16 protein-coding genes and 1 pseudogene are annotated in these 18,206 nt (G+C 65.8%); 7 read left to right on the plus strand and 10 right to left on the minus strand.

Translation table 11 applies throughout. The annotated features are described in order from the left end of the window. Positions 1-46 precede the first annotated feature (46 nt). Together HX774_RS05500 and HX774_RS05505 are read right to left on the minus strand one after the other, a co-directional pair. The gene (locus HX774_RS05500; RefSeq protein ID WP_162790634.1) at positions 47-694 is read right to left on the minus strand and encodes a fimbria/pilus periplasmic chaperone; all 648 of its coding nucleotides are present in this window, start codon (positions 692-694) and stop codon (positions 47-49) included. Between the two features lie 166 nt (positions 695-860). Then, positions 861-1,364 carry a hypothetical protein gene (locus HX774_RS05505; protein WP_178824955.1) on the minus strand — a complete coding sequence of 168 codons (504 nt, stop codon included), beginning with the start codon at positions 1,362-1,364 and terminating at the stop codon, positions 861-863. A gap of 476 nt (positions 1,365-1,840) precedes the next feature. Between HX774_RS05505 and HX774_RS05510 the strand changes: the two genes are divergently transcribed. Next, the gene (locus tag HX774_RS05510) at positions 1,841-2,104 is read left to right on the plus strand and encodes a hypothetical protein (protein WP_178824957.1); all 264 of its coding nucleotides are present in this window, start codon (positions 1,841-1,843) and stop codon (positions 2,102-2,104) included. A 709-nt stretch (positions 2,105-2,813) separates the two neighbouring features. Here HX774_RS05510 and HX774_RS20000 read toward each other — a convergent pair. The 3 genes from HX774_RS20000 to HX774_RS05525 all read right to left on the minus strand — a co-directional run bounded on the left by HX774_RS20000 (position 2,814) and on the right by HX774_RS05525 (position 5,014). Then, positions 2,814-2,984, minus strand: a complete 171-nt coding sequence (locus HX774_RS20000) for a hypothetical protein (protein WP_255500115.1) — start codon at positions 2,982-2,984, stop codon at positions 2,814-2,816. Positions 2,985-3,192: 208 nt separating this feature from the next. Further along, the gene (locus HX774_RS05520) at positions 3,193-3,474 is read right to left on the minus strand and encodes a toxin-antitoxin system, antitoxin component (protein ID WP_114817416.1); all 282 of its coding nucleotides are present in this window, start codon (positions 3,472-3,474) and stop codon (positions 3,193-3,195) included. 409 nt (positions 3,475-3,883) lie between these two features. After that, positions 3,884-5,014: a zinc-binding dehydrogenase gene (locus tag HX774_RS05525; protein WP_218650286.1), complete on the minus strand. Its 1,131-nt coding sequence runs from the start codon at positions 5,012-5,014 to the stop codon at positions 3,884-3,886. Between the two features lie 147 nt (positions 5,015-5,161). Between HX774_RS05525 and HX774_RS05530 the strand changes: the two genes are divergently transcribed. Both HX774_RS05530 and HX774_RS05535 read left to right on the plus strand, forming a co-directional pair. Next, positions 5,162-5,518, plus strand: coding sequence for an MbcA/ParS/Xre antitoxin family protein (locus HX774_RS05530; protein ID WP_178824959.1), 357 nt, complete (start codon positions 5,162-5,164; stop codon positions 5,516-5,518). Continuing rightward, a complete protein-coding gene (locus HX774_RS05535) occupies positions 5,515-6,219 on the plus strand; it encodes an RES family NAD+ phosphorylase (RefSeq protein ID WP_178824961.1) in 705 nt (234 codons plus the stop codon). Before HX774_RS05530 ends, HX774_RS05535 begins: the two co-directional genes overlap by 4 nt. A 14-nt stretch (positions 6,220-6,233) precedes the next feature. Here HX774_RS05535 and HX774_RS05540 read toward each other — a convergent pair whose 3' ends face one another. The 3 genes from HX774_RS05540 to HX774_RS05550 form a co-directional block, all read right to left on the minus strand. Then, positions 6,234-7,493 (minus strand): integrase arm-type DNA-binding domain-containing protein, encoded by a 1,260-nt coding sequence (locus tag HX774_RS05540; protein ID WP_178824963.1) that lies wholly within the window; start codon positions 7,491-7,493, stop codon positions 6,234-6,236. A 400-nt stretch (positions 7,494-7,893) separates the two neighbouring features. Next, on the minus strand, positions 7,894-9,339 hold the full coding sequence (locus tag HX774_RS05545) for a UdgX family uracil-DNA binding protein (protein ID WP_178824965.1): 1,446 nt from the start codon (positions 9,337-9,339) through the stop codon (positions 7,894-7,896). Continuing rightward, positions 9,339-10,580, minus strand: a complete 1,242-nt coding sequence (locus tag HX774_RS05550) for a putative DNA modification/repair radical SAM protein (protein WP_178824967.1) — start codon at positions 10,578-10,580, stop codon at positions 9,339-9,341. The genes HX774_RS05545 and HX774_RS05550 overlap by 1 nt, the downstream gene beginning before the upstream one ends. Positions 10,581-10,731: 151 nt before the next feature. Here HX774_RS05550 and HX774_RS05555 point away from each other — a divergent pair, with 151 nt between their 5' ends. Both HX774_RS05555 and HX774_RS05560 read left to right on the plus strand, forming a co-directional pair. Further along, positions 10,732-11,751 (plus strand): ligase-associated DNA damage response exonuclease, encoded by a 1,020-nt coding sequence (locus HX774_RS05555; RefSeq protein WP_178824969.1) that lies wholly within the window; start codon positions 10,732-10,734, stop codon positions 11,749-11,751. Further along, a complete protein-coding gene (locus HX774_RS05560; protein ID WP_178824971.1) occupies positions 11,751-13,355 on the plus strand; it encodes a cisplatin damage response ATP-dependent DNA ligase in 1,605 nt (534 codons plus the stop codon). Before HX774_RS05555 ends, HX774_RS05560 begins: the two co-directional genes overlap by 1 nt. A 25-nt stretch (positions 13,356-13,380) precedes the next feature. On the opposite strand, the gene HX774_RS05565 is transcribed toward HX774_RS05560, so the two are convergent. Continuing rightward, positions 13,381-14,595 (minus strand): FAD-binding oxidoreductase, encoded by a 1,215-nt coding sequence (locus HX774_RS05565; protein WP_178824973.1) that lies wholly within the window; start codon positions 14,593-14,595, stop codon positions 13,381-13,383. Positions 14,596-14,772: 177 nt separating this feature from the next. On the opposite strand from HX774_RS05565, the gene HX774_RS05570 reads away from it, so the two are divergent. Together HX774_RS05570 and pdeM are read left to right on the plus strand one after the other, a co-directional pair. Beyond that, entirely contained in the window at positions 14,773-17,214 is a 2,442-nt protein-coding gene (locus tag HX774_RS05570; protein ID WP_255500118.1) for a ligase-associated DNA damage response DEXH box helicase, read from the plus strand. After that, positions 17,211-17,936 (plus strand): ligase-associated DNA damage response endonuclease PdeM, encoded by a 726-nt coding sequence (pdeM, locus tag HX774_RS05575; RefSeq protein WP_255500119.1) that lies wholly within the window; start codon positions 17,211-17,213, stop codon positions 17,934-17,936. Before HX774_RS05570 ends, pdeM begins: the two co-directional genes overlap by 4 nt. 21 nt (positions 17,937-17,957) lie before the next feature. Here pdeM and HX774_RS05580 read toward each other — a convergent pair. Continuing rightward, positions 17,958-18,206: pseudogene (locus HX774_RS05580) on the minus strand (SLC13 family permease); the annotation flags it as partial.

The raw sequence follows: 18,206 nt of genomic DNA on the forward strand, positions 1-18,206 counted from the left end.
TGCCGCAACGCCGAGGCGCCGCCAGGTCGTGCGTCCAGCGGCCATTTCACAGGAGGGCGATCGACGCAGTGACGTCGCCGTTTGCCCCTGCCGCTAACGCCGCAGGGATACGAATCCTGCGCGTGGCGCCGCCGGCGATCACGCTGACCTCTCCGACGTCGACATCCGCCGCCGGAACCTCATGCACCTTGCCGTCGGACGTTGTCAGCGTGAACCGGGCTTCTCGAAGATGAGCGAAACCTGCGCCCGTGTTGTGAGCCGACAAGAGCACATCGCCGTTAGCTTCCCGCGACACCGACGTCACTTCAACCGCCGCTCGCGCATTCGCGGGTGCGACAAAGACATAGGTGTTGATGGTGAACGCGACCTTGATGTCGGCTCCGGCTCCACCGCTCTCGGTCGTCGTCTGCATGTTGATCGGCAACTGCGCCGCACGAACCAGATACATCCGGCCTTCACTGCTGGCGTCGCCAAGATAGCGGACTTGGACAACCTGCTCGCGGTTCGGCGGGATCACCGACTGGACGGGGAAAACGACTATGTCGTTATCTTCGGGCGTCAGACTGCGAGCGCCGGTCTCATCGACCTGCATCCGATAGACTTCAATCTCGACCGTCGCTGCGGCGGCGCTGTCATTTCGCACCGTCAACCGATAGCTCGATCCGCTGCCGGACGGCGTGATCTTGGCCACCATAGGCGACACGTCCATGGCGCGACTGTCGCCGGTCGACCCGAGACTCAGGACTAGGGCAGCGACGGCTGCCGCGACTGTTTGCAATCTCATGACTGCATCCTCCCATGCAGGTTAAAGCGCAGAAAAACGGGGAGCCGCTCCATCGGCTCCCCGCTTCCCTTTCCGGTCAGGCCGGGTTCAACGCGAAGGTAAAGACTTCCGTATAGGTGCCGGCGGGCGCAGAAGCCGCACCGGGGCCGGAGGGCGCAGCCGCGCAACCCGAAGAGCCAGGGTTGGTCGGGTCGCCTTGAGTTCCGCCCGCGCCAGGGCCGCCTGGGACGTTGTAGCAGAGGTTCAGGAACAGATCGGCGAAGATGCCGTCAGCCAGGGCCTGGCTATAGCCGCCCGAGTTGGTGACGATCGCGGGGCTGCCGGGCCAGGTGTCGACGGCGGCGAAGCCGAGAGCCGGCACGCCCTGAACGACCAGATCCCAGTCATAGTTGATCAGCACGCCGGCCGGAGACTTGAAGTCGCCATTCTGGGCGCTGGAGGTCAGCTTGGCGCCCGTGGCCGAGTTGCAGGACATCCGCAGGGTGGTGACTTTCTGCCGAACGCCATTGGCGACGGCAGCATTGCCGCCAGCCACATTGGCCAGGCCAATGCCGCAGAAGTCAGTGACGCTGGTGGTCACAGTCACGTTCGTCTGCGCGCTAGATACGGCAGGAATAGCGAGCAAAGCTGCGGCAGCGGCTGCCACCATTACAAAGTTACGCATAATAACCTCCGATTGATTGTGCTTGAAAAATCGGTCACATCCCTCGATGGACCGGACAATGCGGCTGTCACCACATTGAGGCCATATTGAACTCGCCATCGGCTGGGGGCATCCCCCAAGCGCGTGGTCATAGTTGCCTAGTCAATATTGCTATTTTCTCGCATGGTTGGAGTGGTTCACCACTTGCAGCAATCGACAACCCTCACGGCCAGCATGCTGAATACGTTGCAAAATCACCTAGCCGGCTACGCCCCACCGTGATCGAAGCTGAGCCGCTTTTGTCATCCTTGGGTTTTGAGGAGAGGAACTGATCCAAGACAAGCCACGCGCCAAGTAGGCGCATTTTAACCTAGTTAAGTGCTCATCGAACCAAGGTTCGGCATGGTGATGTTATGGAAGAGGAAAGCAACATCCACAACGATCCGAGCTTCCGCCTAGGCACGCTCGTCGGTCGGTTGCAGGCCGTCAGGGATATGATGGCCCTCTTCGCCATGGGCGAAGCGGCTGACGACGACTTGGATGGCCAGATGAAGGACATCGTTCGCCGCCAAGCCGCGATCGCCCTCTGGCTTGAACAAGCGCAGACCGAATGCGACGCGAGGTGGGAACGATTGCTTTCAGAACTGCGTGAGCAGGAAGGCGAGGACGGCGCCTGACGCCTGCCCCACCAGCGCCGTGTGGCAGTCCTCCTTGGACCTACAAAGAGGATACTCCTCGAGGGAGCCGCTAAAGGCTACCGAACATTCGACCGCCCGTGCACACGAACGCCGGCCCCCTGCTCCCTGACCCCGCATGAAAAAGGCCCTCCGTCTTGCGACGGAGGGCCTTTTTCATGAAGCGCATCACCACTCTATCAGATCATCTCGATAGCATTCTCGCGGTTACGGCGACTAGCGATATCGAGCCCGTTCCTGTTCGATCTGGTCGGTCGTCCAGGGCTGAGCCGCCGGGTCGAAGCTGGACCAGCCGCCTTCACGGCAGGCCCCGACGCGCGCCTGAGAATCGAAGCCCCGACGGTTCGACGTCCGAGGCCGCGGTGAAACGCACCGGCCTCAAGTCCCGGCGCGCGGCCGGCCCCGACGGCCCGGACGCCACAGTGATCGGCGACACCTTCAAGGCCAAGCCCAAACCCTAGCGCGATGCCTGCCCGACGGGCGGATGCCCCGTCTCAATCCCTTACGACCCGGCGTTTCGCCAAGGCGCGGATATGAGGATCGACCAGGCAAGCGGCGACCTCCCGTGCAAAAGCGCGTTGCGCCTCGGCTTCATCGAGGATCAGGCGATCTCCGGCCGCTAGGCGGGAGGAAAGACGAAACAGGACCTTCTGGCCACGTCGTGAGCCCCTCCTCTTGTTCGACGTCGCCGTCAGCCCCGGATTGCGCCCTCGACCAGTTCGGCGCCCTCGCGCGTGATGCCCTGGGCCGCCCGCTGCAGGGTGCTGGTGTAGGAGCCCGAGGGCAGCAGGCCGCGCCTCGAGGGGAAGACCGCGTGGACGATCCATTTCGTCGGTCGCCAGTCGGCCAACAGGTCGATCAATCGACCGGCCTCCAGATCCCCCCCACCGCCACGGTCGGCAACATGACAACGCAAGCCCCTGAAGCGCCCCCTCGTGCAGCATATGCAAGTCATCGGTCACCGTTCATGCCGTCCCTGTGCGCCAGGGCCCAGATGTGATCGCGGTGGGCCGGGCCGAAGTCCAGGCTACGCCAATCGGCCAGGTCCGCCTGACCGACGCCGGGCGATCTCAGTCCGCCCGAGCGTCCGACGCCGAAGGGCTCCGCGACGCCGCGCGCACGAAGCGCACGCGTTCGGTTTTCAGTTCCGGCTCGGGAACGTATCCCGCCTGGGCGAATGCGCGCTGCTGCGGCGGGGCTGAAGGCGCATCCTCGGCCCGCCACCACTTCGGGTCGGTCGACGCCTTTGGCAGAAGCCCGCCCACGATCCGTTCGATATCGCGAAAGCTCAGCTCGACTTCCGCCGTCTTCTGGCGGCGCAGGTAGCGAGCAAGAGGCTCATACTTCGCCATGTCGACCCTTCTCCTGTCACCGTGCCACGACGACCCGCCTGCACAATTCAAGCGGTCGTCCATACGGGACGCCGCCCCGTGAGAGAAGGCCGCACAGGCGATTCTCAACTGGACGCCGGACGTGAATGCGACCCGACGCCTCCGCCGCAAACGGGGGGGCAATGGACGGGGAATGGCCGGGCCGCGCCTCGCCGAAGCTGAGGAGTGGACGAAACCCCGCGACGCGACAAGGTTCCGCCTAATGTGCCCTGCCCTCCCCGCCCAAGCGCCACTCCGACGCCGGTCGCGCCGAAGTGATGTTCCAGGCCAATCGGGACAGCCTGGAACACCATTCCGCGATCGCAGCCGGCGCCACGATCCGCGCGCCTTGTGGCGGTGCTGGCCCAGGCCTGCCGCTCAGTCGGTCGCCCTAAGGTCGGAACAGCACCTTGCCGGCCTTACCAGGCGCGAGAGAGGCCTCCACCGCGCGCGACGCCTCGTCGAGCCCGAATACGGCCTCGACCGGCAATTCGAGCTGACCGCTGGCGGCGCGTGTCAGAAGCTCGCCGATAAGACGGCGGCGCTGATCGGACGGCATGGCCGCCGACACCTTGGTGCCCCAGAAGCCCTTGAGCGTGAGCTGCTTGAAAATCACCGCGCCGGAGGGAATTTCCATGGCCGCGCCGGTCATGGAGCCGAACGACACCAGCAATCCGTTTTCGCCGAGCAGGTCCGCCAGATCGCCGCTCGATGTTCCGCCGATGGAGTCCACCGCCGCCTTGATCGGCGCCTCTCCATGAAGGGCGCGGACCTGGTCTTTCCAGTCCGGCGTCGCCGTGGAAACCACATGGTCGATGCCCAGAGCCCCCAGCTCAGCCACGCCAGCGTCGCGCCGGACTAGGTTGATTGTGTTGACGCCCCGCCCCTTCGCCAGCATGGCCAGGATTTTGCCGACCGCGCCGTTCGCCGCGTTCTGGATGATCCAGTCGCCTTCGGCCACGCTCAGGACCTCCAGAAGGGAGATGGCGCTGAAAGGCATGGCGATCAGTTGCGCCGCCGCTTCGTCGCTGACAGCATCCGGCACGGGAACCAGACCGCCCGGCGAAGCCAGGAAGTACTCGGCCCAGCTGCCGTGCACCCCCGCGACGGCGATCCGCTGCCCCAACAAAGCGGCGTCCACACCCTCCCCGACGGCCTCGACGACGCCGACCGCCTCGCTGCCGCCGATGGCGGGCAAGGGCGGTTTGTAGCCGTAGCTGCCGCGGATGGTCCAAAGGTCATGATTGTGGATCGGCGACAGCGTCGTGCGGATGCGGACCTTGCCAGGCCCAGGTTCAGGCGTTGGCAGGTCCGCCAGATGGAGGAGTTCGGCCGGTTCGCCGAAGCTGTCGTGGATCAGGCTGCGCATTCGGTCTCTTTCCACCCGTCGCCCGGCCCTGACCGATGACGAGTTCATCTGGTTGAGGCTTGAGATGGGGCTCCACCGTGCGTCTGCAATGTTCCCCTCAATCCCCCGGCGTTTTCTCCGGGTTTTGTTCGCGTCATCTTGGATGGCGGACACCAGGGGAATGAACGAGGTCCATCGCCCCCTTCATGGCTTGCGCCATGACGTACAGACTTCTACATTATGTCCATGGCTATGCAGGACGCCGCCGTCAGACCCATCGACCCGCTCCCGCCGCTGCGCGATCCGCAGGAACGTCGGCGCATGTCCGCGCCTGCCCTGAAGCTCTTCTTCAAGGCCTCAGCCCTATGGGGCCTGACGGTCGATCAGAAGCGCGCCGTCCTCGGCGACGTCTCGCGCCAGACCGAGCACAATTGGCGCAACGGCGACGCCACCACCCTCACCCGCGACCAGCTCGAGCGCATCTCCCTGGTCCTCGGCATACTAAAGGGGCTGCGGCTCATCTTCGTCGAGGATCAGGCCGGAATCCGATGGCTGAAGGCGGAGAACCGCGACCACCCCTTCAACGGCCGCTCGCCGCTTGAGCGGATGACCGACGGCGGCATCGCCGACCTCTACGACGTCCGACGCTACCTCGACGCATGGCGGGGCGTGCGTTGACCACGCCGCCGCAGCGCCGGTTCACCTCCCGCACCCATCGCCTGGTCAACAGCCGCTTTCCCACCACGGGCGTTTTCGACGACATCGCGGAGGACGAAGAAGAGCTCCGCGTCGCCTTCCAGCTCGAGGAGATGACCAACGGCCGCCTCCTCGCCATGGCGCGCCTGGAGATGATGCCGCCGGGCTCCCTAGCTGCGGGGCCGACCGCCACGCTCGCCAACGCCGCCTTCCTCCACGCTTCCGAGAGCGGCGGGCGCTTCAATGGGCCCGACCTCGGCGCCTGGTACTGCGCAACGGACATCGAGACGGCGATCGAAGAGACCCTCCACCACAACGGCAGACGGCTTCGACTGTCGGCCGGCGGCTTTCCCAACCGCATCCAGCTGAGAGAACTTGTCGTCCATCTGGACCTGGATCTGGCGGATCTGCGCGGGCTGCAGGCGGAACGTGCGGAGCTCTACGATCCCGACGACTATCGCGCCTCCCAGGCCTTCGCCGCCGATATTCGCTGGCCTGGCGACCCGGACGGCGTCGATGGCCTCGTCTATGACAGCGTGCGCCGTCCAGGCGGCGTGAACGCCTGCATTTTCCGCCCGGGCGCCCTGCCCCTGCCCATCCTCCAGGGCGGGCACTACGAATACGTCTGGGATGCGAAGGGTCAGGTCGAGGTGATCATGCTGACCGGCGTCAATCGAGCCTAGCCTGACCGCAGCCCTCAAGCAGACGCCCGTCTCGGCAGACAGACGCCCGCCGTCATTTCGGACAGGCAGTAGTCGGACCAGGCCTCCAGGACCTGGCGCCGCTTGCGCAGGGCGTCGCTCCGCCGATAGGCTCGCTCGGTCTCGTCGCCGACGACATGCGCCAGACACTCCTCGATGGTCTCTCGGGCGTAGTCCGTCTCGTCGCCCGCCCAATCCCGAAACGTCGAGCGCATGCCGTGCGGCGTAAAGCCCGGCGCCAGATCCCGAAGCATCATGTCCATCGCCATATTGGACATCGGCCCGCCCTTTGGTCCCGGAAAGATGAGCTGGTTGGGTCGCGGGTGGGTCGGATGAACCGCCTTCAAAACGTCCAGTGCGCCGGTCGATAGCGGTTGGCGAAAGGCGCGTTCCTTCATGCGGCTCGGGTCGAGCGCCCAGACATCGGCTCTGATCTCGCCCCAGACCGCCTCCAGGGTCATGGTCTCACGCGCCACGGTGAAGATCGTGAACTCCAGCGCGCGGGCGGACATGCCCTGGCTGGCCGAGAGTCGCTTCATGAAGGCCGGAATCTGTTCGTAGGGCATGGCCGGCATGTGGCCGCGCTGGAGCTTGGGGCGCGGCGGCAAGAGGTGGATCAGGTTCCCCTTCCACACAGCCGGGTTCGGGCCGGTGCGCAGCTTCTTAACCCTGACGTAGTCCAGCACTCTTTCGAGGCGCTCGCGCAGCTTGCCGGCTGACTCCGCCTTGGTCAGCCAGAGCGGCGTCAGTACGGAGAGAACGGCCTCGACGTCGATCTCATCGACCGGCCAGTGTTTGATCGGCGCGGCGTGGCGCTCGATGGAGCGCATCCAGCCGGCCTTGGTCTTGCGACCACGCCAGCCGCCTTCCTGGGCTTTCACATAGTCCGTCCAGCACGCCAGCAGTGTGGGCCGCTCCGCGACGCCGGTTCGGACCGCCGGCCTGTCCATCCCGGTCGAAGGGCTCGCCTCCAGGCTAAGAGCATCGGTGCGGCGTTGTTGCGCCAACGGATCCCTCCCAGCAGCGATGGACTGCTTGGCCCTGTCGCGGGCGAGACGCGCATCCGCCAGGGACACGTCGAGCATGGACCCGAGACCCATGTCCCTTCGTGCGCCCCCCGACCGGTAGCGATAGATCCAGCTACGTCCGCCCGTTCGGGCCACGACGAGATAGAGGCCGTCTCCGTCGGAATAGTAGCCCTCGCTCTTGAAGCCACGGACACTTCGATCCGTGAGCTTGCTGACTTTCAAAGCCATCGCCGCGCTCGCTGCAAATCATCCAGGAGCCTCGATTCTAGTGGCTCCTAATTTGGTTTGCACCCACCATCCTTCCCATCCAGCTTCCCATCCAGCAGACAAAAACTCGGTGAAATGCCCTGACGCGGTTTGCAGCAGTTTGGAAAAACAGAACACATTGTAGTGAATAAGTTTTTTGACACGAAACAGGCTCAGATGAAAAAATCTGGCAATCTATTTCCGGCCTCTACCCGCGGAGCCACTCGGGGGCATTAAGCCCATGACATCGTCACGCTTATTCGTAGTTGGCCCTGGCGGCTTCTCATCCAGATTTCTATGCACCTAACACGCGGAACGATTTTCGCGTCCTCGTCGGCATGGCTTTGCACCTTTGAAACACGGCGGACGATCACTGGCCCGATCAAGTCAGCCCCGCTTCTGTCCGAGCCATCCTGAGATCCTCGACAAGGGCCATGCGCGCGCGGCGACGCTCCTCAAGATCAGGCATACGCAAGACAAAGGCCGGATGAAGCGTAAGCAGAGCGCGCGCGCCATCCGGCGTGTCAATCACCGCGCCCCGCTCCGTCATGATGGATGGCTTTCGCGCCAGCACAGCCAGGCCCGCCGTCGCGCCCAATGCGAGGATCAGCCGGGGCTTAACAAGTCTGCGCTCCTGATCCAGCCACCAGCGGCAGGCCTGGACCTCGCCCGCGTTGGGCGTCTTGTGCAGGCGTCGCTTGCCCCGCGGCTCGTGCTTGAAGTGCTTGACCGCATTGGTCAGGTAGACCCCTGAGCGATCAATGCCCGCTTCGGCGAGGGCGGCGTCGAGAACCTGACCTGCTGGCCCGACGAAGGGCTGGCCCGCCAGGTCTTCATGATCGCCCGGCTGCTCGCCGACAATCATCAGCCGCGCCTCGCGGGGTCCCTGTCCGCAAACGCCTTGGGTCGCATCCCGCCAGAGAGGGCAGCGCCGGCAGTTCTGCAGGCCTCGCTCCAGGTCCGCCGGGTCCGCAGCGACCAGGTCATCGGTCGAGCTCCGATCAACGGTCGGTGCGCGCAGGCGCTGGAACTTCTCATTGGGCGGGGGCGAAGGTTCGGAGACCATGACCTCGGTGCGGGTCGCCGCCGAGGCCACCAGTCCAGGGATCAGAGAAGCCTCGGGCAGGTTCTTCCAATACCGCTTCGGCATCTCCGACTGCATCATGCGCGTGCGCAAACGCGCAGGATTGAAGGTCGAAGCGTAGTAGGTGCGCCAGAAATCCTCGACCTCGTCCTCCTGCGGCGCCTCGTCCTGACGTCCCGGCGGCCCGAAGGTCAGGGCGTCTCCGTCCCAGTGGGCGGTCCCATCCGGCGTCAGGATAGACCACTGCATGGTGCTGAACCGCCGTGCGAAAAAGGGCGCCGTCTTCTCCAGCACGCGATGCGCCGGCTCGAACCAGGCCACCCAGCGCTCGCCGTCCGCATCCCTCGTCTCGCGAAAACGGACGAAGGCCTTCATCTTGTGGGCCGCGCGGTGAACGTTCTTCACCCGCTCGGCCGCCGCTGCGACATCGGGATCGGACACCACCCGCATCAGATCGGGCTCGTCCCGCAGCCGCCACAGCAGCCGATACATCAGGTCGAACCGATCCGGTGCGCGGTGCAGGATCAGGTCGCCCGCAGTTTCCATGAAGGCCCGAGGGACGACGAAAGCATCGTCCGCGGGGACTGCGCCAGCCGCCCCATCAACGTCGAAAAGCCCGTCCTGAACAGATCCAGCCGTGACAAAGCGAGCGCTGGCCGGCTCAACGCCCGCAATGCGCAACCGGCGCACAGCCGTCTTCCATCCGGTGAAATCGGTCTCACTCGCCAGGACAATGGTACGCATCAAAACAGGCTCAACTGTTCCGGGGCCCGCTGCGGCGCCAGCCGCGCGCGCAGGTCCTCCGCATCCGTCAAACCGCCCGGCGTCCAGTCCAGGGCGACGATCCACGGCCGCACCTTGTCGATCGACCGCGTCAGCCGGGCCACGTCCTCCAGTCGCAAGGTACGATAGCGCCGGACCGACAGGATGCGATCCACCGCCTTCACCCCCAGCCCCGGCACGCGCAACAGGTCTTCGCGCGCGGCCAGATTGACGTCGGTGGGGAAGATGTCGCGGCGCTTCAACGCCCAGGCCAGCTTGGGATCAACCGCCAGATCCAGCATCCCGTCCGACGCGCCCTCGCCGATTTCAGGCGCGCTGAAGCCGTAGAAGCGCATCAGCCAGTCGGCCTGATAAAGCCGATGCTCCCGCATCAGCGGCGGTTTCGACAGCGGCAGAATGCTGGAACTGTCGGGAATGGGGCTGAAGGCCGAATAATAGACGCGGCGCAGGCCATAGCCCCCATATAGAGAGGCGCTGCGGTCCAGGATTTCCGTGTCCGGCGCCCCGTCTGCGCCGACGATCAACTGCGTCGACTGACCGGCCGGCGCGAAGGTCTGCGGACGATGCCGGTCGCGCTTCTCCGGCTTGGCGGCTTCCAGCCTCAACCGCACCTGCCCCATGGTCTTGCGGATCAGGCGAACGTCCTTTTCGGGCGCCAGTCGCCCCAAGGCCTCGTCGCGCGGCAGCTCGATATTGGCCGACAGACGGTCGGCGTAGCGCCCCGCCAGCGCCACCAGCCGCTCGTCCGCTTCCGGGATCAGCTTCAGATGGATATAGCCTCGAAAATCATGGTCCTCGCGTAGGCGACGCGCGACCTCGACCAGTTGCTCCATCGTATAGTCGCCCGAGCGCACGACGCCGGACGACAGGAACAGCCCCTCGATATAGTTGCGCTTGTAGAAGGCCAGGGTCAGATCGACGACCTCCTCGACCGTGAACCGCGCCCGCTCGACGTTCGAGGATGACCGGTTGATGCAGTAGACGCAGTCGTAGATGCAGAAGTTGGTCAACAGGATCTTCAGCAGACTGACGCAGCGCCCGTCGGGCGTATAGGCGTGACAAATGCCCATGCCCTCCGTCGAGCCCACGCCCTTGCCGTCGAGGGAGTTGCGCTTAGGCGCGCCGGACGACGCGCACGACGCATCATACTTGGCCGCATCGGACAGGATGGAGAGCTTTCGTCGAAGTTCGATACGCGCCATTCGTTCATGATATGTTCCATGATCCGAAAGGTCCAGCGTGACCGTATAATGGTGTGGACGGCGGAACCCTGACCTTCATGGCTCCGTTTCCCTGCCCTGTTCAGGGCCGGGCCCTGATGTCCGACTGGCTTTGAAAGCGACCCTCACGCGCATGTCCCTGCCCGATCACGGTTTCGCCTCGGTCCTGCGACCAACGCTTGGCGGCCTATGGTGCCCGGAAGGCGACTTCTACATCGACCCGCCGCGCCCGGTAGACCGGGCCGTCATCACCCACGGTCACGCCGACCATGCCCGTGCCGGCCACGGCGCCGTTCTGGCCACGCCTGAGACCCTGGCCATCATGGGCGAACGTTACGGCGCGGACTTCGCGGGTCAGACCCAAGCTCTGACCTATGGCGAACGGCTGAAGGTGGGCGGGGTCGAGGTCTCGCTGGCCCCCGCTGGGCACGTCCTAGGCTCGGCTCAGGCGACCGTGAGACAGGCAGGACTGACCATCACCGCCTCGGGCGACTACAAGCGTCGCCGCGACCCGACCTGCGCCGCCTTCGAACCCGTGCCCAGCGACGTCTTCATCACTGAGGCCACCTTTGGCCTGCCGGTCTTTCGCCATCCGCCGGACACGCAGGAGATCGGTCGCCTGCTGCGTTCGGTCCAGCAATTCCCGGAACGCGCCCATTTGGTCGGGGCCTATGCACTCGGCAAGGCGCAACGGGTGATCCGCCTGCTGCGCGAGGCGGGCTATGACGAGACCATCTATGTGCATGGGGCGCTTGAACGCCTCAATCGCCTCTATGAGCATTTCGGCGTCGATCTGGGACCGCTGGCCCCGGCGACCGGATCAAAGGCCGATTTCGCCGGGCGCATCGTCATCGCGCCGCCCTCCGCCATTGCCGACCGCTGGAGCCGACGCTTCCCCGATCCGGTCACGGCCTTCGCCTCGGGCTGGATGAGCGTGCGGGCGCGGGTGCGCCAACGCGGCGTCGAACTGCCGCTGATCCTGTCCGACCACGCCGACTGGGACGAACTGACTGCCACCCTGACCGAGCTGTCGCCACAGGAGATCTGGATCACCCACGGCCGCGACGACGCCCTGCGCCGCTGGGCCGAACTACAGGGCCTGACGGCCCGCGCCCTGCACCTCATTGGCTATGAAGACGAGGACGACGACTGATGCGCGCCTTCGCCGCCCTCTTGGACCGGCTGTCGTTCACGGCGTCGCGCAACGCCAAGCTGCGACTGATCCGCGACCACCTGGCCGATGCGCCCGATCCCGACCGGGGCTGGGCGCTGGCCGCCCTGACCGGCGCCCTGTCCTTCACCGCCGCCAAGCCCGCCATGATCCGTCAGGCGATCGAGGCCCGCGTCGATGCCGAGCTGTTCCGCCTGTCTTATGACTATGTCGGCGACCTGGCGGAGACCGCCGCCCTGATCTGGCCGGCCCGACACGGCGCCAACCGCGAGCCGGAACTGTCCGAGGTCATCGACACTCTGAACACGGCCAAGCGCGGCGAGGTTCAGGGCCTGCTGGAAGGCTGGCTCGACGCCCTGGACGCCGACGGCCGCTGGGCCTTGCTGAAGTTGGTGACGGGCGGTTTGCGCGTCGGCGTCTCGGCGCGGCTGGCCTGGCAGGCGGCGGCGGACTTCGGCGGCGTCGAGGTCGCGGACATTCAGGAGGTCTGGCACGCTCAGACCCCGCCCTACGCCGACCTCCTGGCCTGGCTGGACGGCAAGACCGAGCGCCCCTCGGCCATGGCCCATGGCCGCTTTCGACCCGTCATGCTGGCCCAGCCGATCGACGAAGCCGTCGACCTGCCCCGCCTCGACCCTGCCGCCTACGCCGCCGAGTGGAAATGGGACGGCATCCGGGTCCAGGCCGTCAGCGAGGCCGGGGTGAAACGCCTCTATAGTCGCACCGGCGAGGACGTGTCCGGCGCCTTTCCCGATGTCCTCGCCGCATTGGACTATGAGGGGGCCATCGACGGCGAGCTTCTGGTGCTGCGCGAGGGTCGGGTCGCCCCCTTCGGCGACCTGCAACAGCGGCTGAACCGCAAGACCGCGGACGCCAAGCTGATGGTCAGCCATCCGGCGGGCATACGCGCCTACGACCTGCTGGCGGCCGAGGGCGAGGACCTGCGCGCCCTGCCCTTCGCCGAGCGCCGCGCGCGGTTGGAGACCTTCGTCGCCGCCGTCGGGTCCAACCGCATCGACCTGTCGCCCCTGGTGCCGTTCGAGGCTTGGGACGAGCTGGCCGCCCGGCGCGCCGAACCGCCGCCCGGCGATCCGCAGTCAGCCGAGGGCTTGATGCTGAAGCGGCTGGACAGCGTGTATGAGGCGGGCCGCCCCAAGGGGCCCTGGTTCAAGTGGAAGCGCGATCCGCACCTGATCGACGCCGTGCTGATGTACGCCCAGCGCGGCCACGGCAAACGGTCCAGCTTCTATTCCGACTACACCTTCGGCGTCTGGACCGAGGACGCCGACGGCATCCATGTGCTGACCCCGGTCGGCAAGGCCTACTTCGGCTTCACCGACGAGGAACTGAAACAGCTCGACAAGTTCGTGCGCGATCACACGGTGGAGCGCTTCGGCCCCGTCCGCTCCGTCACCGCTACCCGCGAGTTCGGCCTGGTGCTGGAGGTCGCCTTCGAGGGTCTCCAGCGATCCAAACGCCACAAGTCCGGCGTCGCCATGCGTTTTCCTCGCATCAGCCGCATCCGCTGGGACAAGCCGGCCAAGGAGGCCGACGAACTGGCCACCCTCGAACGGATGCTGGACTAGCCGCGCTTCCCGCGCCGCCGTGAACTCAGCGACGATAGAGGTCGGCGTCAGGATCTTTCCCGCCCCTCAATGCGGCCGCGACCACCTGGCTGGCGATCACCGAATAGGTGATGCCGTTGCCGCCGAACCCCATGACCGCCCAGGCGTGATCCAAACCCTCTACCGGCGCGATATGGGGCAGTCCTGTCGCACTTTCGCCAAAGGCGCCCGCCCAGACATAGTCGATCTCCACCTCCACCTTGGGCAGAAGCTGCTTAACCTTGGCCAGGATTCGGTCGCGCTTCTCGCGCATCAGCGCTGGGTCGGCATGCGCGGTCGCCGAGGCTTCGTCCTCGCCGCCGACGATCAACCGTCCGTCCCGACTGGTGCGCATGTAGAGGTAGGGATCTGCCCCTTCCCAGACCATGGTCTCGCGCAGCCAGGCCGGAAGCTTCGTCCCAAGCTTGGAGGCCAGCGCCCAGGTCGAGATCACATCGGAATCCGGCGCAGACACGCCCTCCGGCCGCTCATAGCCGCAGCAAAAGACCACCGCCGACGCCCGAACAGCGGGGCCCTCGTCAGTCAGCAGCGTGACCCCGTCCGGGTCGGACGCCGCCTGCATGACCTTGATCGGCGAATAGATCCGCGCGCGCCGTCCCGCCGCACGCCGAAGCAAGCCGGCCGCCAGTTGGGCCGGATCGGCGCTGGCCGAGCCCCCGCTCAGAATGGCCCCCGTCCGCTCGACGCCGAACTGGTCGCCCAGTTCAGCGCCCGTCAGGAACCGGCTGTCCAACCCGATCGCCGCACGCGCCTCGGCCTCCGCCTCCAGCGCTCGCCGCCCATAGGCGTCGCCAGCCAGATAGAGGGCCTTGCGGTCCTGAAAGCCGCATCGAATCTGCTCGTCCGCCACGATACGCCCCAGGTCGTCCACCGCCCTTCGGGACCGCAGATAGGCCAGGCGGGCGTCGGCCTGCCCGATTTTCCTGGCCAGCGCCGTCAACGGCAGGTCGATCTCCCACTGCAGGAGCGCGGTCGAGGCGACGGTTGAACCCATCATCGGCGGACGGCGATCCAGAACCGCCACCTCATGATCCCGTGACAACTCATGGGCCATCAGCGCGCCGCTGATCCCAGCGCCGACAATAGCGACATCGACCGAGATCGCCTGCTTCAAGGGGCGAGCGGGCACGCCAAGGAAAGCACTGTCGGCCCATAGGGAGCGGCCGCTTCTCAGATCACGTTTCTGGGTCAATCCCGCCATTTGGCCTTCCCTCCAAGCCTCGCTTTGAGACCGGACGACGGAACGCGCCTTGTGGCCGAGGGGTTGCTCTCGTCCAGCCCTTCAAAGGGCCCGGGCTCAGGCTCGACATCCGATGCAGGGGTGAAACAGAACAAGAACGTGCCTATATTCGACTTCATGCCCCTGGGATCTTCACGCTTGGACACCTGCGACCTCGCCTCCGACCGGCTGCCGCCCCGCTTTCGTGACTGGTTCTCCAGTCGCGGCTGGTCCGCGCGCGCCCATCAGTTGGCCATGATCGATAAGGCCCAGACCAGCGCTGACGTGCTGCTGATCGCCCCGACCGGCGGCGGCAAGACCTTGGCTGGTTTCCTGCCCAGTCTGATCGACCTGGCAGAGCGCGGGCCGCGCAACGGGCCCAAGGCCCTGCACACGCTCTATATCTCGCCGCTCAAGGCCCTAGCCGTGGATGTGGAACGCAACCTGCTGACACCTGTGCGCGAGATGGACCTGCCCATCGTGGTCGAATCCCGGACCAGCGACACCGGCCAGGCCCGCCGCCAGCGCCAGCGGATCGCCCCGCCCGACATCCTGCTGACCACCCCGGAACAACTGGCTCTCTTTTGCGCCTGGGAAGGGGCGCGCGACTATTTCGAGAACCTGCGCTGCGTGGTGATCGACGAGATCCACGCCATCTACGGCTCAAAGCGCGGCGACCTGCTGGCGCTCGGCCTGGCCCGTTTGCGAAGCTTTTCACCCCATCTGCGCTGCGTCGGCCTGTCGGCGACCGTGAACGACCCGGCCATTGTCAGGCGCTGGCTGTCGGACAAAGGCGACGACATCGTCCTTGGTCAGGCAGGCGCGCCAGCGCAGGTCGAGGTTCTGCTGTCCGAAAACCGCGTGCCCTGGGCCGGCCACACCGCCCAGCACGCCATGGCCGAGGTCTATGAGACCATCAAGACGGCGCGGACGACCCTGGTCTTCGTCAACACCCGCTGGCAGGCGGAGTTCGCCTTTCAGGAACTATGGCGGCTGAATGAGGACAACCTGCCGATAGCCCTTCATCACGGCAGCCTGTCCGCCGAGCAAAGGCGCAAGGTGGAAGCCGCGATGTCGCGCCAGGAACTGAGAGCGGTGGTCTGCACCTCGACGCTGGATCTGGGCATCGACTGGGGGGCGGTTGATCTGGTCATCCAGCTTGCAGCCCCCAAGGGCGCCTCGCGACTGGTGCAGCGGATAGGACGGGCCAACCATAGACTGGACGAGGCTTCCCGCGCAGTTATTGTCCCCGCCAGCCGGTTCGAAATGCTGGAGTGCCAGGCGGCGGTGGAAGCGGTGGCGGAAAACGCCCTCGACGGCGATCCGCCCAGGACCGGCGCGCGCGACGTCCTGGCCCAGCACATCATGGGCTGCGCCTGTTCCGAGCCCTTCGACCTGGTGGACATGTACGAAGAGGTACGCCGCGCCGCGCCCTATGCGGGACTTTCCTGGGAAGCCTTTGAACAGGTCGTCGATTTCGTCTCGACCGGCGGCTATGCGCTCCGAAGCTATGATCGCTTCCGACGGATCGTTCGCGGTCGCGACGGCCGCTGGCGCGTGCTCAATGAGGAGACAGCAAGACGGCACCGGATGAATGTCGGCGTCATCGTCACGGCCCAGACCCTCAACATCCGCCTGCCTGGCCGCCACGGGTCTGGTCGCAAGATCGGTCAGGCCGAGGAGTGGTATTTCGAACAGCTGACCCCGGGCGACAGCTTTCTGTTTGCAGGCGAGATATGGCGCTTCGAGGGGGTCAGGGGGACCGACGCCATCGTCACTCGTTCGACCGAAAAAGAGCCCAGGGTTCCCAGCTGGGGCGGTTCGAAATTCGCGCTGTCCACCTTTCTGGCCAAGCGCGTTCGTCGGATGATGAGCGACGAAACCTCATGGTCCCGCCTGCCGCACGACGTCTGCGAGTGGCTGTACGCGCAAAAGGCGCACTCCAGTCTGCCGGGTGAAGATGATCTTCTGGTCGAGACCTTCAGTCGGGGCAAACGCCACTACATGGTCTGCTATCCGTTCGAGGGGCGACTGGCGCACGCCACGCTGGCCATGCTTGTCACGCGTCGGCTGGACCGCGCCGGGGTCGGGCCGATCGGCTATCTGGCCAACGACTACGCCCTGTGCGTCTGGTCCCTGCGTCCGATGGACAGCCTCGATTTCGACGCCCTGTTCCAGCAGGACATGCTGGGCGACGATCTGGAAGCCTGGCTGGACGAGAGTTTCATGGTGAAACGCGCCTTCAAGGAATGCGCCCTGATCAGCGGCCTGATCGAGCGCCGCATGCCGGGGCATGAGAAGAATGGCCGACAGGTGACGTTCTCCGCCGACCTGATCTACGACACCCTGCGTCGGCACGATCCCGATCATCTTCTCTTGTCCTGCGCCCGCGAGGACGCCGCGCGCGGCCTTCTGGACCTGGCGCGTCTGGGTGAACTGCTGGCCCGCATCTCAGGCCGTATCAGGGTTGAGCGGCTCCGGCATGTTTCACCCTTCGCCGTGCCCCTGTTGATGGAAATCGGCAAGGAACGTGCGCCCGGAACCTCGGCTGCAGACATGATGCTGGAAGACGCGGCTCTGATCGACGAGGCCATGTCTTGAGCGTCGCCAAGCTGGAGGCCGCCGACGACGGCGCCTTCGCCACCCGCCTGGCCGGGGCTGATGTCGTGTTTCGCGTGTCTGGCGCCCTCTGGTTGCCGGGGGAGCGCATGCTGGTGGTCGCCGACCTGCACCTCGAAAAAGGGTCCGCCTACGCCGCGCGCGGGCAGCTCCTGCCGCCCTACGACACGCGCGAGACCCTGAACCGGCTGGAGCATGAGATCGCGACGCTCGCCCCCCGATCCGTCGTCCTGCTGGGCGACACTCTCCATGACCACGGCGCATCAGCGCGTATCGTCTCGGATGAGCGCGCGCGCCTCGCCGCTCTGGCTGAGAGGCTCAGACTGATCTGGGTCGCCGGCAATCATGATCCCGATGGTGCGGGGGACCTGGGCGGCGAGACCGCCCAAGTGGTCGAGGTCGCCGGGCTATCGCTACGCCACGAGCCCTCTCCCGGCCCCGCCGATGGCGAGGTGTCGGGACACCTGCACCCCTGCGCACGCGTCAGCGGCCCGGCAGGAAGCATTCGCCGTCGCTGCTTTGCCTCCGACGGAAGCCGCCTGATTCTGCCCGCCTTCGGCGCCTATGCCGGGGGACTGAATCTGCGAGACCCCGCATTCACTGGCCTTTTTCGCGCGCCCCCGACCGGCTACCTGCTGGCTCGGCGCGTCGCGGCCGTCTCCTATGAGAAGATGCGGCCTGATCAACGATCCATGGTTGGTTGATCAAAACCACCACTCTCGTCCTTAGACGTGCAGAGGCCAGAACAGCAGGATCAGCGGCGGCCCGGCCATAAGCACCAGCAGACTGAGCGGCGCGCCCAATCTCGGATAGTCGGAGAACCTGTAGCCGCCCGGCCCCATCACAAGGGTGTTGCACTGGTGTCCGATGGGGGTGAGGAAATCACAGGCCGCACCCACCGCCACCGCCATCAGGAAGGGGTCGGGATTGAACCCGAGTTGCCTGGCCAGGGTGGCGCCGATCGGCGCGACGAT

The sequence above is a fragment of the Brevundimonas sp. P7753 genome (genome assembly GCF_013386595.1).
In the GTDB taxonomy this organism is placed as follows: domain Bacteria; phylum Pseudomonadota; class Alphaproteobacteria; order Caulobacterales; family Caulobacteraceae; genus Brevundimonas; species Brevundimonas bullata.

Excerpts from the sequence above, each read along its gene's own strand:
- HX774_RS05500 (WP_162790634.1), bottom strand. The coding sequence starts at position 694 with ATGGTGGCCAAGATCACGCCGTCCGGCAGCGGATCGAGCTATCGGTTG.
- HX774_RS05510 (WP_178824957.1), top strand. The coding sequence starts at position 1,841 with ATGGAAGAGGAAAGCAACATCCACAACGATCCGAGCTTCCGCCTAGGC.
- HX774_RS05520 (WP_114817416.1), bottom strand. The coding sequence starts at position 3,474 with ATGGCGAAGTATGAGCCTCTTGCTCGCTACCTGCGCCGCCAGAAGACG.
- HX774_RS05530 (WP_178824959.1), top strand. The coding sequence starts at position 5,162 with ATGTCCGCGCCTGCCCTGAAGCTCTTCTTCAAGGCCTCAGCCCTATGG.
- HX774_RS05540 (WP_178824963.1), bottom strand. The coding sequence starts at position 7,493 with ATGGCTTTGAAAGTCAGCAAGCTCACGGATCGAAGTGTCCGTGGCTTC.
- HX774_RS05545 (WP_178824965.1), bottom strand. The coding sequence starts at position 9,339 with ATGCGTACCATTGTCCTGGCGAGTGAGACCGATTTCACCGGATGGAAG.
- HX774_RS05550 (WP_178824967.1), bottom strand. The coding sequence starts at position 10,580 with ATGGCGCGTATCGAACTTCGACGAAAGCTCTCCATCCTGTCCGATGCG.
- HX774_RS05555 (WP_178824969.1), top strand. The coding sequence starts at position 10,732 with ATGTCCCTGCCCGATCACGGTTTCGCCTCGGTCCTGCGACCAACGCTT.
- HX774_RS05560 (WP_178824971.1), top strand. The coding sequence starts at position 11,751 with ATGCGCGCCTTCGCCGCCCTCTTGGACCGGCTGTCGTTCACGGCGTCG.
- HX774_RS05565 (WP_178824973.1), bottom strand. The coding sequence starts at position 14,595 with ATGGCGGGATTGACCCAGAAACGTGATCTGAGAAGCGGCCGCTCCCTA.